At 65.1% G+C, this 13,089-nt stretch carries 13 protein-coding genes; 4 read left to right on the forward strand and 9 right to left on the reverse strand.

The genetic code is table 11. From position 1 onward, the window contains the following. Positions 1–62: 62 nt before the first annotated feature. On the forward strand, positions 63–1,037 hold the full coding sequence (locus AC4ELH_RS22015) for an acyl-CoA dehydrogenase family protein (protein WP_498886627.1): 975 nt from the start codon (positions 63–65) through the stop codon (positions 1,035–1,037). 4 nt (positions 1,038–1,041) lie between these two features. Here AC4ELH_RS22015 and AC4ELH_RS22020 read toward each other — a convergent pair whose 3' ends face one another. The 4 genes from AC4ELH_RS22020 to AC4ELH_RS22035 all read right to left on the reverse strand — a co-directional run bounded on the left by AC4ELH_RS22020 (position 1,042) and on the right by AC4ELH_RS22035 (position 6,386). Next, the gene (locus tag AC4ELH_RS22020) at positions 1,042–2,229 is read right to left on the reverse strand and encodes an acyl-CoA dehydrogenase family protein (protein WP_498886629.1); all 1,188 of its coding nucleotides are present in this window, start codon (positions 2,227–2,229) and stop codon (positions 1,042–1,044) included. Positions 2,230–2,258: 29 nt separating this feature from the next. Further along, complete coding sequence (locus tag AC4ELH_RS22025) at positions 2,259–4,574, reverse strand: acyl-CoA dehydrogenase family protein (protein ID WP_498886631.1); 2,316 nt, start codon at positions 4,572–4,574, stop codon at positions 2,259–2,261. Between the two features lie 76 nt (positions 4,575–4,650). Further along, positions 4,651–4,845 (reverse strand): ferredoxin, encoded by a 195-nt coding sequence (locus AC4ELH_RS22030; protein WP_498886633.1) that lies wholly within the window; start codon positions 4,843–4,845, stop codon positions 4,651–4,653. Positions 4,846–5,183: 338 nt separating this feature from the next. After that, a complete protein-coding gene (locus AC4ELH_RS22035) occupies positions 5,184–6,386 on the reverse strand; it encodes an amidohydrolase family protein (protein WP_498886635.1) in 1,203 nt (400 codons plus the stop codon). A gap of 101 nt (positions 6,387–6,487) precedes the next feature. On the opposite strand from AC4ELH_RS22035, the gene AC4ELH_RS22040 reads away from it, so the two are divergent. Together AC4ELH_RS22040 and AC4ELH_RS22045 are read left to right on the forward strand one after the other, a co-directional pair. Continuing rightward, the gene (locus tag AC4ELH_RS22040; RefSeq protein ID WP_498886637.1) at positions 6,488–6,802 is read left to right on the forward strand and encodes an acyl-CoA synthetase; all 315 of its coding nucleotides are present in this window, start codon (positions 6,488–6,490) and stop codon (positions 6,800–6,802) included. 56 nt (positions 6,803–6,858) lie between these two features. After that, positions 6,859–8,157, forward strand: a complete 1,299-nt coding sequence (locus tag AC4ELH_RS22045) for a TetR/AcrR family transcriptional regulator (protein WP_498886639.1) — start codon at positions 6,859–6,861, stop codon at positions 8,155–8,157. 10 nt (positions 8,158–8,167) lie between these two features. On the opposite strand, the gene AC4ELH_RS22050 is transcribed toward AC4ELH_RS22045, so the two are convergent. Beyond that, positions 8,168–8,518: a DUF732 domain-containing protein gene (locus tag AC4ELH_RS22050; protein WP_498886641.1), complete on the reverse strand. Its 351-nt coding sequence runs from the start codon at positions 8,516–8,518 to the stop codon at positions 8,168–8,170. Between the two features lie 51 nt (positions 8,519–8,569). Between AC4ELH_RS22050 and AC4ELH_RS22055 the strand changes: the two genes are divergently transcribed. Further along, positions 8,570–9,067, forward strand: coding sequence for a CAP domain-containing protein (locus AC4ELH_RS22055; protein ID WP_498886642.1), 498 nt, complete (start codon positions 8,570–8,572; stop codon positions 9,065–9,067). Position 9,068: 1 nt separating this feature from the next. Here the strand turns inward: AC4ELH_RS22055 and AC4ELH_RS22060 are convergent, their stop codons facing one another. The 4 genes from AC4ELH_RS22060 to AC4ELH_RS22075 all read right to left on the reverse strand — a co-directional run bounded on the left by AC4ELH_RS22060 (position 9,069) and on the right by AC4ELH_RS22075 (position 13,054). Next, positions 9,069–10,622, reverse strand: a complete 1,554-nt coding sequence (locus AC4ELH_RS22060; RefSeq protein WP_498886644.1) for a class I adenylate-forming enzyme family protein — start codon at positions 10,620–10,622, stop codon at positions 9,069–9,071. Between the two features lie 10 nt (positions 10,623–10,632). Then, on the reverse strand, positions 10,633–11,838 hold the full coding sequence (locus tag AC4ELH_RS22065; protein ID WP_498886646.1) for a thiolase family protein: 1,206 nt from the start codon (positions 11,836–11,838) through the stop codon (positions 10,633–10,635). A 49-nt stretch (positions 11,839–11,887) separates the two neighbouring features. Beyond that, positions 11,888–12,346: a MaoC family dehydratase gene (locus AC4ELH_RS22070; protein ID WP_498886648.1), complete on the reverse strand. Its 459-nt coding sequence runs from the start codon at positions 12,344–12,346 to the stop codon at positions 11,888–11,890. An 81-nt stretch (positions 12,347–12,427) separates the two neighbouring features. Then, the gene (locus AC4ELH_RS22075; RefSeq protein ID WP_498886649.1) at positions 12,428–13,054 is read right to left on the reverse strand and encodes a TetR family transcriptional regulator; all 627 of its coding nucleotides are present in this window, start codon (positions 13,052–13,054) and stop codon (positions 12,428–12,430) included. Positions 13,055–13,089: the final 35 nt, after the last annotated feature.

The raw sequence follows: 13,089 nt of genomic DNA on the forward strand, positions 1-13,089 counted from the left end.
AGTATTCTGTTTAACCTAATCGACATGGTTTACTAGGTCAACTTAGTTGGAAGGATTTCGTCATGGACTTCGGATTGACCGACGAGCAGGACCAACTGGCAGAGGCCGAACGCGCCTGGCTGGTCCGCAACGACCCGCTGGCTCGCGTCCGCGCGACGCTGGATTCAGCACCCATCGCCATCGATCCGGCTGCGGTGGCCCATGCCACGGAATCCGGACTCTTGGCGCTGCTCACGCCCGAAATGGGTGGCACCCACGTCGATCTTGCGGTCCTCACCGAAGCCCACGGTTACGCGGCCAGTGCGCTGCCGATCGCCGACCTGGCCATCACCACATGGCTGCTCGACCGGGCAGGAATCAGCACCGACGACGCTCTGATCGGGCTGGCCTTCAGCACCGGCCGGGACCGCGTCGGCACCCCTGTGCCGATGGCAGCCGATTTGGCCGCCGTCGCGGTAGCACGGCACATCGGTGAGAAGGAATACCTGTCGGTGGTGTCCGCTCCCACGCTGATCGCCATGACGACGCTCGACCTGACCCGGTCGTGGGCGAGAGTGAACTTCGACGGGACCGACGATGGCCTCGAACTGCCCCCCGGAACCCTGGCAACAGTGCGGGATGCGCTGGCCGTACACCGTGCGTTCGACGCGTTGGGCGCCGCGACCCGACTGCTCGATATGAGCGTCGAATACGTCGGGCAGCGTGAGCAATTCGGCGTACCGGTCGGCTCGTTCCAGGCCGTCAAACATCACTGCGCCAACATGGTCGTCGCGGTGGAGTCCGCCAGGGCCTCGCTCTGGGCCGCCGCACTCGCGCTGGACACCTCGGTCGGTGCCAGCCGGTCCCGGGCGGCCTCCGCGGCCGCCGCATACGCGAAATCCGCCGCCGCCCGCGTCGCCGGTGACGCCCTGCAGGTGCACGGTGGTATCGGCTTCACGTGGGAACACGACCTGCATCTGCTGCTACGCCGAATCAAGGTCGACGAGGCATTTAACGGCACGGTCGTCGAACACCGGGCCGCCCTCGTCACCGCGTGAGGGCCTAGCGCCCACGCGGCAGGCCCAGTCCACGCTCGGCGATCAGATTGCGCATGATCTCCGAGCTGCCGCCGGCGATGGTGTACGCGCGAGCGTACAACCACTCGTCCTGCCAGCGCCCGGCGTCGAGGACATTCGCGTCGCCTTCCACCAGCACCCCGTCCTCGCCACCGAGTTCCACTGCGAAGCGGGCTATTTCGAGGTTGACCTCACTGAACATCAGCTTGGCCATGGCGGCGTCGTGCATCCGTTCAGTACCACGCGACCACCGCGTCACATTCGCATAGGTCAGCGCTGCCAGCGCTTCGACCTCGGCGCTGAACTGGCCGATCCGATCCTTCACGAGATCACTCTCAATAGCGGGGCGCCCGCCCACGTGCACCTGCCGTGCCAGGTCGGTGAGCGCCTGAACGGCCAGCTTGAGCTTCACCACCGCAGCGCCGACACCGGTACGCTCGTGCGCCAACGTGGCATTCGCGATCGCCCAACCCTGCCCCGGCGCGCCGATCATCGCCTCGGCGGGCACCTTGACGTTGTCGAGAAACACCTCATTGAAGTCCGAGGTGCCAGTCAGTTCGCGCAGCGGCCGTACGGTGATACCCGGGCTGGACATATCGACGATGAATGCGCTGATTCCCTTGTGCTTTGGGGACTCAGAGTCGGTTCGCGCCAACATGTACCCGAAATCGGCCCAGTGGCCATCGGTGGTCCACACCTTCTGCCCGCTGACGATGTAGCTGTCGCCGTCGAGCACCGCCCGGGTACGCAGAGCCGCGAGGTCACTGCCCGCGCCGGGCTCACTGAACAGCTGGCACCACAGTTGTCGACCCGCACGGATCTCGGGTAGATGCCTGCGGCGCTGATCGTCGGTGCCGTAGTGGATCAGTGCGTGCGAGGCGAGGATGCTGCCGCTCTGCACCCCCGGGACCACGGCGCGGGCCAGCTCCTCACCGACGACGATGGCGTGCTCGGCCGAACGGTCATCGCGGCCGCCGAACTCGGCAGGCCAGTCCGCGCCGACATACCCTGCCTCGAACAGCCGCGCCGTCCATTCCTTCAGCGCTTTCAGCTCGGTCTCGTTCTCGGCACTGCGCACACCCGCGCGAGGCGGGATGGCGGGTGCGTGCTCGGCAACAAACGCCCGGACCTCTGCGCGGAAGTCCTCCAACTCGGGGCCCATACCGTATTCCACTTTTTGTCCTTCTGTTCGATGTGGCTGGCTCAGCGAGTCAGTGCTTGTTCGGGGCGCTTCGCCTGCGACGGCCGCAGCAGCTCCCCCGCGGCGCGGTCGCGCAGCGCATCCGCGCGGCCGACCAACACGGCGTTCGCCTGTGCACGCCGCAGCAGCAGGTGGATTGGATGCTCCCAGGTGAAACCGATGCCGCCGTGGATCTGTAATGCGGCCTCGGTGGCGCTCACCGCCGCGTCAAGGGCAGCCGCGGTAGCGAGATCCACCAGATACTCCGACTCCGCTCCATCGCCCGCGAGATCGAGCTCAGCAACCGCCAGCACCTGGCTGCGGGCGCCTTCGAGAGCGACCAGGGTGTCCGCGCACCGGTGCGAGATCGCTTGGAAACTGCCGATCGCCCGCCCGAACTGATGGCGTTCGCGGGCCCACTCCACAGCCAATGCCAATGCCCTAGCCGCGACACCGACCGAGTCCGCAGCCACGGCCAGCTTGGCTTGGCGGCGCGCGATACGCAGCACTCGACTCAGCTCGGCACCGTCGGCCAGCACTTCTCCCGAAGCACCGGTGAGGGTCACAGCACCGACCGTGCCGGTCAGGTCCAGCGGTTGCTGAGCCGTCACCTCGACACCATCGTCGGCCGCGTCGACCGCGACGAGCACCTCTCCGACGGCGGTGCGAGCCAGCACGATCAACACCTCGGCACTCGGTGCGCCCGCCACGATCGGCACCACTCCGTGTAGGCCGGCGCCGTCCCATTCAGGTAGCTCCGGTCCGCTGGTCACCCAACCGCCATCGTTCAACGGCACTGCGAAAGCGGCGGGTGTGCCCGCGGTGATCCGTTGCACCAACTCCTTCGCCGCGCACTGCACCGCAACGTCCAGTGCGGTCACCGTCGCGACCAACGGGGCAGGCGCCAGCGCTTTGCCGGCCTCCTCGATGGCGGCATAGAGCAGCCTCGGTCGCGCACCGGCGCCCCCCAGGGACTCCGCTACGGCCAGGCCTGGCAGGCCGAACTCGACAAGGGCCGACCACACGGCGTCGTCGGTGGCATCGATCGGGCGTTTCCGGTCGAGCAGCGTCGTCACGTCCACCCTGGCCGAAAGCGTCTTCGCGAGCACATCGCGGAGCTCACCTTCGCCCTCTTCGGGCACGGCCAGCGGTGCGCCGGGGGTCACGGCCGCGGTTCGCGTGCCCTCGCCGCGGTGCGACGGCAAGCCGAGCACGCTTTCAGCGATGGTGTTGCGCTGGATCTCGGCGGTGCCGGCACCGATGGTGGTGGCGCGGCTCATCAGGTAGCCGAATGTCCAGCGGCCGTTGTCGACGGCGTCATGGGCCCGGCTGCCCAGTGCGGCATACGGGCCGACCGCACGCAACGCCAGGGCATGCAGGTGCTGTTCGAACTCTGATTTCACAAGCCGGTTCACCGAGGCCACTCCACCGGGGTCCTCCCCGCGTAGCACCGCGGCCAGCGCGCGGGCACTGTTGGCGGCGATGGTGCGTGCCCCGGATTCCAGCCGGGCGACATCCTGGCGGACCAGCGGATCGCTGTCGAGTTGCCGGGATGCCACCAACTCGAGCACCCGGTCTGCGGTGTGCCGGTACTTGAATTCGTCGGCGAGGAACGCGGTCGCCCGCTCATGCCCCAATGACGTCCGCATGATCGACCAACCCGCGCCCTCCTCACCCACCCGGTTCTCGACGGGTACGGCCACATCGTCGAGGAACACCTCGGCGAAGTGCGCAGCACCACTGATGTCACGCAGTGGCCGCACAGTGATCCCGGCACTGCTCATCGGGATGAGCAGGTAGGTGATGCCGTCAGAGGGTTTGTCCCCAGACCCCGTGCGCACGAGTGCGAACATCCAGTCCGCCCGGTCGGCCATCGAGGTCCACACCTTCTGCCCGGTGACCCGGTACACGTCGCCGTCGCGGACCGCCCGAGTGGACAGCGATGCCAAGTCGCTGCCCGCTCCCGGTTCGGAAAAGCCTTGGCACCAGAACTCATCCGCCCGCAGCAGCGGCTTCAGGAAGCGGTCCTTCTGCTCTTGGGTGCCGTGCGCGATGAGGGTGGGAGCCAGGATGAACGACAGCGGGCAGGGATGCGGCGGTGCGCCGGCGTCGGTGGTCAACCGGTAGTAGTCCAGCTGATCGTTCAGCGACAACTCCAGGCCGCCGACCGACCGGGGCCATCCCGGCGCTGCCAACCCGTTGTCAACCAGTTCGGCATGCCACGCGCATGCCGACTCGATCCGGTCCGGTTTGACGCCGGACCGGGCTGTCTGGTCCTGGCGATCGCGGAACTCGGCCAGTAACGATTCCAGTCGCGCACGCCAATCAGCTGTCTGCATCACACCTCACTACTACGATCACCTGGTTAACTATGTAAGCATAGTGACGCGGCTGCGACCGATTGGCAAGAGCCCGCTACCCGCCTTCGAGGATCAGAGCCAACTCTGGGCATGCGGCAACGCCATCACGAACCCGCTGCTCATCTTCGGGCCTCACCTCGGTCGGCTCGAGAATGGAGTACCCCGAGTCATCGATCGGGAACAGATCGGGATCAACCGCGTAGCACTGCGCGTGGCCCACACATTTCGTGTGTTCAAGACGAACTTTCATGCGGCCTCCTCCACTCGACCGTCCTGGCAGACGGTTCGGAAACTGACTCCATTAGACTAAAGGATTAACTATTTAGTGTTCGCGAGATGTCATCGCCGACCAGGCTCGGCACCCTCGCCCAGCCAGCGGTGGGCGCAATCACCCGGCCGAGGCACCAACGAGATCCAGCGCAATGCCATTGCCGCTCAACATGTCTCGCGCGGCGCGGTAACCCCATGCAGTGTTCACCCGGCGGGCGACGCGGTCGAACGACAACGCGGGGCCGAGGTGTCCCGGCCCCGCGTGTAGTTCATTCGACATCACCGCCCTGGTGGCTGCCGCCAACCAGTGAGATCAGCTCACACCGCGGCCAATTGCTGTTCGCCTGCCTGCACGCGCGGAAAGTTCAGCATCCGGCGGGCGTTTTCCTCGACGATGAGCGAGCACTCGTCGTCGGGCACCTCGGCCAACACCTCAGCGGCTCGCTTGCGCGAATTCGGCCAGTTCGAATCGGAGTGCGGAAAGTCGATCTCCAAGGTGATGCGGTCGATACCGACCTCATAGCGGTTTTTCACGCCGTGAATGTCATCGATGAAGCAGCCCCAGAAATGCTTCTTGAACAAATCCGACGGACGAGTGTCGAAGTCGATGTTCTGGTAGTAGCGGTGCCGCTCCCACACATAATCCGACCGCTCCAGGATGTAGGGCACCCAGCCGATACCGCCTTCAGCCAATGAGATCTGCAGATCCGGGAACTGCTGCAGTTTGCCCGAGAACAGCAGATCCACCGTCGTCCACATCAGGTTCGACGAAAACAGGGTGGTTGCCACCACAAACGGCGCGTCGGGCAACGCCTTCGCCATGCTGTTGTCGGGCTTCAACGAGGAGAACGAAAACCCCGGGACGAAAGACCCCGAACCGAAATGCAACGACACCGGCATCTTGGCCTCCGAGCAGACCTGCCACAAGCCATCCCAGTGATCGGAGTGAAACGACGGCAAACCCAACGGCACCGGACTATCCGGGAACGAGACCGTCCGCGCCCCCTTGGCAGCCACCCGGGTGGCCTCCTCGATACACGCGTCGATATCCCACGTCGGCAGGATCGCCAACGGAATGAAGCGTTCCGGGGCAGTCGCGCACCACTCGTCGATGTAGAAGTCGTTCCACGCCTTCACACAGAGCAGCGCCAGCTCCTTGTCCTTGGCACGATGAAAAGTGCCGCCGCCGAACCCCGGGAACGACGGGAAACACAAGGCCGACTGCACGCCGTCGAGATCCATGTCAGCAACCCGGGCCACCGGGTCATAACAACCCGGAATCATGTCCTCATAACGCACCGGATCCAGGCCCCACTCCTCCGGCGGCTTGCCGGCCACCGCATTTAGCCCGATCGTGGGGAAGATCTGCCCGTCGTAGTGCCACAGGTGCTTACCCTCCGTCTCGACGATCCGCGGCCCGGCCTCACGCCACTTGGCCGGCAATCGGTCCTGCCAGACGCGGGGATGTTCGATCAGATGGTCGTCCACGGACACGATCTGGTGATGGTCCTGAAGCGGCATGACACGCTCCTTCTTTCTGACGGTTCGTCTTGTTTTCTGACGATTCGTCTCACAGACTATATGATCGACGCCACATCCGTCCATCGATTGAGAGGTGCCACATGGACTCTTCTGCTCGGCCCGAGCCCGCCCCCGCCCGAGAAAAGCTTGACGAGGACGACCATGATCTGCTCACTTTCGGTGAAGCGGGCGAACGTCTGCGCCTCGAGATCGCGGCCGCATCGGCCCACCTCGACCAACTTCAAACCGAGGGCACGCCAACCGATATCGAAGCTGCCCGCGCCCGCCTCGAGGCGCTGCGCGCAGCCGCCCAGCGCAACAGCGCCCAGCCCATCAACGACGCCAACTTCGAGAAATTCTTCGGATATCCCGGCAAGGCCAAGCGCAACCTGCCGGGACCTCCTTCAGCCGAATGACCACCGCTCCCCGCCGCGCCTCGGGGCATGCGCCAGGGCACATGGATACTTCTCGCATGGCACTCACTCCGGACAAGATTCGCCGTCCCGGATATGCCCCGTCCGCCAGCATCGGCGTCGGACGCCGCGGGCTGCATACCCGTCAGCGAATACTGGCCTGCGCGGCCGACGTGTTCCTTGCAAACGGCTACTACGGCACCTCACTGGACACGATCGCCAAGGCGGCGAACTCGTCCCGCGCGACCGTCTATCAGTACTTCGCCGGCAAGGAAGACATTTTTGGTGAGTTGAGCGCCGCAGCCGGTAATGCGGTACTTGACCACGGCGAACGATTGGGCAATCTCGGCCCGACCCGCGAGGGAGTCGAAGTCCTGCACCGCTGGCTCACCGATTGGGCCGACATCTACGACACACACGCGGCGGTCTTCGCCGAGTTCCCCGGCATCGGAACCGCCGCAGCGCTATCCGTCATCGATGTAGGCCCGGTCGCCGCGGAGTTTCATCGTCGCGTCACGTCTCGGCTACGCGCAGCACGACCGCGGGAACTCGCTCTGGAGGACGCGGTGGCTACGCTGACGCGAATCCCGCACATGGTTCATCTATACCGGCACCGCGCAATGTTCCCGTTGCCCGCCAGGAATGTGGTGTCGTGGTCATTGACGGTCGTCTTGCAACTGATGCTGTTCCCCGACACCGCCGCTGATCTCATGGTCGCACCGCGGTGCGTCGAGGATGGAATGACCACGCCGCCGGCCACTGCCGAGAAGGCCACATCGAGATCGAACGGCACTGTCACCCTGTCGTCGCCGATCCCTGCCGACGTGCTGTCGGTGTGCTCGGCCCTGTTCGCCGAGCACGGCTACTACGCGGTCAGCATGGAGGACATCGCGGCCGCCGCCGACATCAGCCGCGCCACCTTGTACCGATACTTCAGCACCAAGGACAAGATTCTCGCCGAGCTCACCGGTGAGGCCGCGGCCGAGGTCGAGGAGCACGCCGCCACCCTCCCGCGCGTCGCTGACATTGATGCACTGACCAGCTGGATGGTGGGCTATGTCCGGTTTCACCGCCGCTATCGCGGTGTGATCCGGGCGTGGTTCGATGGCACCGTCGCCGAACAACTGTCCGAGGCCGCGGTCGATCATGGCATAGGTGCGATACACCAGGCGGTGGGTGCACTGTTGGGCTCGGTTGATCTGCTCCCGGGTGTCGACCGCGACGTGGCCAGTGCAGTGTTTCTCGCAGTGCTGGGCAGAATGAGCGAACCGACAGGGGCCGGCGAATCTGACAGCGAGGAGCATTCCGCACACCTCATGGTGAACCTGCTGCGGCGCTCGCTGCTGTGCTCTGCATGAGCACAACATGTCAGCCCTGCGCACCGCGATAGCCCGCTGCTGAATTGCGCAATTGCCAGATCTGGGCCGGACACAGCTCCTGCGCCGATTGCGAGATCAGATACGAGGCCTGGAATTCATCTGTGGTGTTGAAGTCGGCCTTGATGTCGCCGACGAGCTGCGCATACGGTCTGCCCGCGGCGATCTTGTCGCAGATCCCGTACCCGTAGGCCAGCGCCTGGTCCGCGTTGGCGAAGTTGTATCCGGGCCGCATCGTCACGTTGACGAGGTACCCAATGTTGTCCGCGTGGGCCACCGGCGTCCCCACCATCACGGCAGCGAGCAGCGCGGCGAATCCGACCGATGAGAATGATCGCTTCATAGATAGCGAAATGGTAATTCATATACCTGTTTGCCGGTAGTCTCTTCAACCATGTCGTTTTCCCGCGCCGGCCGGCGTTGCGCGTTGACGTTGGCGTTGATGTCCGCTGTGGCACCCGCTTTCGCGGTGCCTCCCGCCCAGGCCGACAACAAGAGGCTGAACGAGAGCGTGTTCGTCAACATCTACACGGCTCAGAAGCAGAACGACTGCCCGACCGAGCCGAAGCTCGACGGTCGACTGGTAGAGGCAGCTCGGCTTCATACCCTTGACGTGCTGAACAACCCGAATCTAGACGGCGACATCGGCTCTGATGGCTCAACCGCGCAGGACCGGGCCAATGGGCAGAACTTCGTCGGCAAGGTCAGCGAGACCGTCGCGATCAACCCCGCCCTGGCGATCAGCGGTATCGAGATCCTCGGCCAATGGTGGTATGACCCGCCGCGGCGGGCCATCATGCAGGACTGCGCGAACACCGCCATCGGGGTGTGGTCGGAGAACAGCCTGGCACGCTCCGTGGTAGTCGCGGTGTACGGGCAGCCCGCGCTGTAACTCAGCCCGCGAGTTCGGCACGCAGCCGCTTCTTGTCCACCTTGCCGCTAGCCAACACCGGTAAATCAGCGACTAGCACCAGCCGACGGGGGACCTTGTAGCGAGCCAGTCGCCCCCGGATGCCGTCCTGCAGCGACTCCAGAGTGGGCGACGCGCCGGCTTTCGGCACGACGACCGCGCAGACCGCCTCACCCCATCGGTCATCGGGCACGCCGACCACAGCGCAGGCGGCTACCCCGTCGAGGGCGTTGATCGCATCCTCAACCTCCGGCGAGTAGACGTTCTCCCCACCGCTGATGATGACGTCCTTCTTACGGTCCACCAGGTACAGAAGTCCGCGTTTGTCCATGCGGCCCACGTCGCCCGTGTGGCACCATCCGTCGCCCAGTGTCGCCGCGGTTGCCGCCGGGTCCTGCCAGTAACCACGGAACATGGAGGCCGACCGCACGACGATTTCGCCCGCATGCCCGGTGGGCACGTCCCGCCCGTCCTCGTCGACGATGCGAATCCGTGTGCCAGGGAACGGGAAACCCACTGAGCGCAGACGCTCCCCGACGTCGGGGCCGTCGAGCGCGTGCAGTTCTCGCGGAAGACCGGACACGATGACTTCGGTCTGCCCGTACAGGTTGAGGAACCCTGCGCCGGGTAGCGTCGCCATCGCCCGTCGCAGGACGGCGGCTGTCATCGGCGCAGCCGAGTAGACCACTGTGCGTACGGATTCCACCTCCGTAAGCTCCCCTACGGCGTCGAGCAGTGTCCGGAGCATGACCGGAGCCAGATGCAACACCGTGATCCGTTCGGCGGCAATCAACCGCGCCGCATCGGCCGCGTCGAACTGCTGCTGCAGCACCACAGTTGCACCCCGGGCATGCAAGCCACCGACGATTGCGAGTGCCCCGACATGGAACATCGGCATGGTGATGAGTCCACGGTCATCACTGCCGCACCGCATCTCATTGTTCATGGTGAGCGCGACCGCGCGCATCTCCCGCTGCCCGAGGATGCAGCACTTCGAGGCGCCGGTAGTGCCGCTGGTGAACAAGAGGTAGGCGATATCATCCGGTTCGGCGACGAGTTCGAGCTCACCACCCCCGCCGCTCCCGACAAACGCGTCGTAATCCATCGTGCCCGCGGGTGGTTCACCGCCGATAGCCACCACGATCGGTGGTGACGCCAAATCAGCGACAAGACCAGCGATCACCGGGAGGAACTCGTCGGCGACGAACACGATGGACGGTTCCACCCGACGCAATACGTCGTGGATCTCCGGCGGGGCGAGCCGGAAGTTGATGGTGGCCAAGATAATTCCGCTGAGTTGGGCGGACGCGTTCAGTTCGCCGAACTCTATGCTGTTGCGGCTGAGCACCGCGATGCGATCCTGGCGCTGCACGCCGGCCGCGGCCATCGCCGACACCAGCCGCACGGCGCGGTCGCGCAACTGCGCATGGCTGACGGTGCGGTTGCCGTGCCGGTAGGCAACGACGTCGGGATAGCGCACCGCATTGTCAGTGACTATGTCACCGAGCGTCATATCCGCGGTCTCGGCACAGCCCATCGGCGTGGAATTACCTGCTGCTCAACAACATCGACCCGGCAACCGGTCCACCGCCGACCCCCACAGCCACCACCTCGGGGGTCTTGGGAGCCTGCCGTTCGCCGCCCTCGCCCCACATCTGCACGCAGGCCTCGTGCAGGAAGCCCATGCCGTGCAACCGACCGCCGGAGAGCTGCCCGCCGCTGGTGTTGATCGGCAGGGGGCCTTCCAGGGAGATGGGGGAACCATCGGCTGGGCTATCTCCCAAAAACTCACCGACCTTGCCGTGCTCGCAGAATCCCAGCGCTTCCAACCACATCACGGTCAGGAACGAGAAGCCGTCGTACAGCTGGGCCATGTCCACGTCGGCCGGGGTCAGATTGGTGTTCTCCCACAGCGTCGCGGCGGAATCGTGAGCCGCCATCGTGGTGATATCCACGCGCTGGTCCCAGGTGGCGCGTTCGAACATGCCCGGCCCGACCGACTCCACCGTCAGCGGATGCCGAGGCAGTCCGGTCGCAGCATCGCGGCGCGACACGATCACGGCGGTAGCGCCGTCGCACGGCACGTCGCAGTCGTAGAGGCAGAGCGGTTCGGAGATCATCCGAGCGCTGAGGTAGTCCTCCATCGTCATCGGATCGCGGTACACGGCGTCGGGGTTGAGCCCGGCGTTGGTACGGGCGTTGATCGCGATGTGGCCGAGATGCTCGCGGGTCAACCCGAAGTCGTGCATGTAGCGCTGGGCCGGCATCGCCAGCCAGTTGGCTGCCGACAGCGCACCGAACGGAGCCATCCACTCGAGATGCGGGGGCAACTCGCCACCACCGAAGAGCACCGAAGCCCTGCCGCCGCCGGCCTGTTGAGCCGCAGTGGACTCCCACACCGACCGATACACCACGACGTGGTTGGCCAAGCCGAGGCTGACCGCCATGCACGCCTCGATCACCGGCCCGATCTGGCCCGCGGTCTCCATCGCCGACATATACCAACGCGAACGCAATCCGAGTGCGTTGCGAACCTCCTGGACGGTGGCGCCGGAGAATCCGGCGTCGGGCACACCCGGTCCGGGATAGCTCGCGATCCCGTCCACGTCATCGACGCTGAGACCGGCGTCCTCGATGGCCCGCAGCACCGCCTCCAGTGTCAGGTCCAGGCCCGTCCGGCCCAACCTGCGGCCGACCTGCGACTTGCCGGCCCCGGTCAGGACGGCCTTTCCGTCGAACGGACCGCCCGTCATGCGTGCTCCCGCTTTGCTTCTCGCTGATCCGTCATGCGGTCTCCCGGGGTCAAAAAATCGCCCGCACGATCAAATCCGCCACCGCCGCCGGCTTATCCGAGCCATCGAGCTCGATGGTGTGGCGCATCGTCACATTTACCGTGTTTTCGTCGACCTTCACGACGTCGACGAGCACCGTCCGTGCACGCACCCGGCTGCCTGCGGTCACCGGAGCCAGGAATCGCACCTTGTTCAGGCCGTAATTGACCCTCATCTTCGAATTCTCGAACCGGTAGTTGTGCGAGCTGAGGACCGGGAGCAGGGACAGCGTCAGAAAGCCATGGGCAATGGTTGCCCCGTACGGGCTTTCGCCCTTCGCCCGGTCCACGTCAACGTGAATCCACTGGTGATCCTCGGTGATGTCGGCAAAGGCATCGATGCGCTGCTGGTCAACCACGATCCAATCGCCGACACCCAGCTCCTCGCCGACGGCCTGTTCCGCCTCAGCGATTGACCCGATGACTTTCATTCGACTCCCCATCTCGCGCGATATCACTATTCATTTAACTATATACGAGGAGGAGGCGGCAGCGCACGCAAGGCCGGTTGCCTACCGCCGGGGGGCAAGGGAGGCCGCGAGCAGATGGCGCAATATGCCTTCCTCGCCGCCATCCTCGGCACTGGCAGGTTCGGTCATGAGGCTGAAGTTGATGCGGGTCACCCATCGCGCCAATGTTTCCGGGTCGATATCGTCGCGCACTTCGCCGCGCGCGGCCGCACCGGCGATCCGGTGACCGAGAGCCTTGGCGAGTTCGGTGCGCCACAGGTCCGATGCCTGGGCGGCATGGTAGGTGTGTAGCGCCTCATCGTTCTCGATGAGAAGCTTTGCGGTAGGTGATGTCCGGGCCGCTTCATTGCCCGCCAGGCAGGCCGCGACCAACTGATCAAGAAACGGCTCATCAGTGCGCCAACAGGGTTCGATGGATACGAAGATACTGGCCAGCGCCCTCACAAAGGACGCCACGAGCACCGCTTCCTTGTTCTGGAAGTAGTAGTAGACCGTCGACCGGTTCACGCCCGCCTTGGTGGCAATGTCACTCATGCGGGTCCGGGTGGGCCCCCGTTCGGCGTAACAGGCTTCAGCCGCCGCCAGCAGGCGCTCCCGGGCCTGTTCTTCATTGAGCGGGACATCCGCACCCCAAGCACCAGCGCGGGCCGCATCGGGATGCGCGGTCACGAAACGAAGTCTACTCACACCTTGACCCTGTCCGA

The sequence above is a fragment of the Mycobacterium shunyiense genome (genome assembly GCF_058270075.1).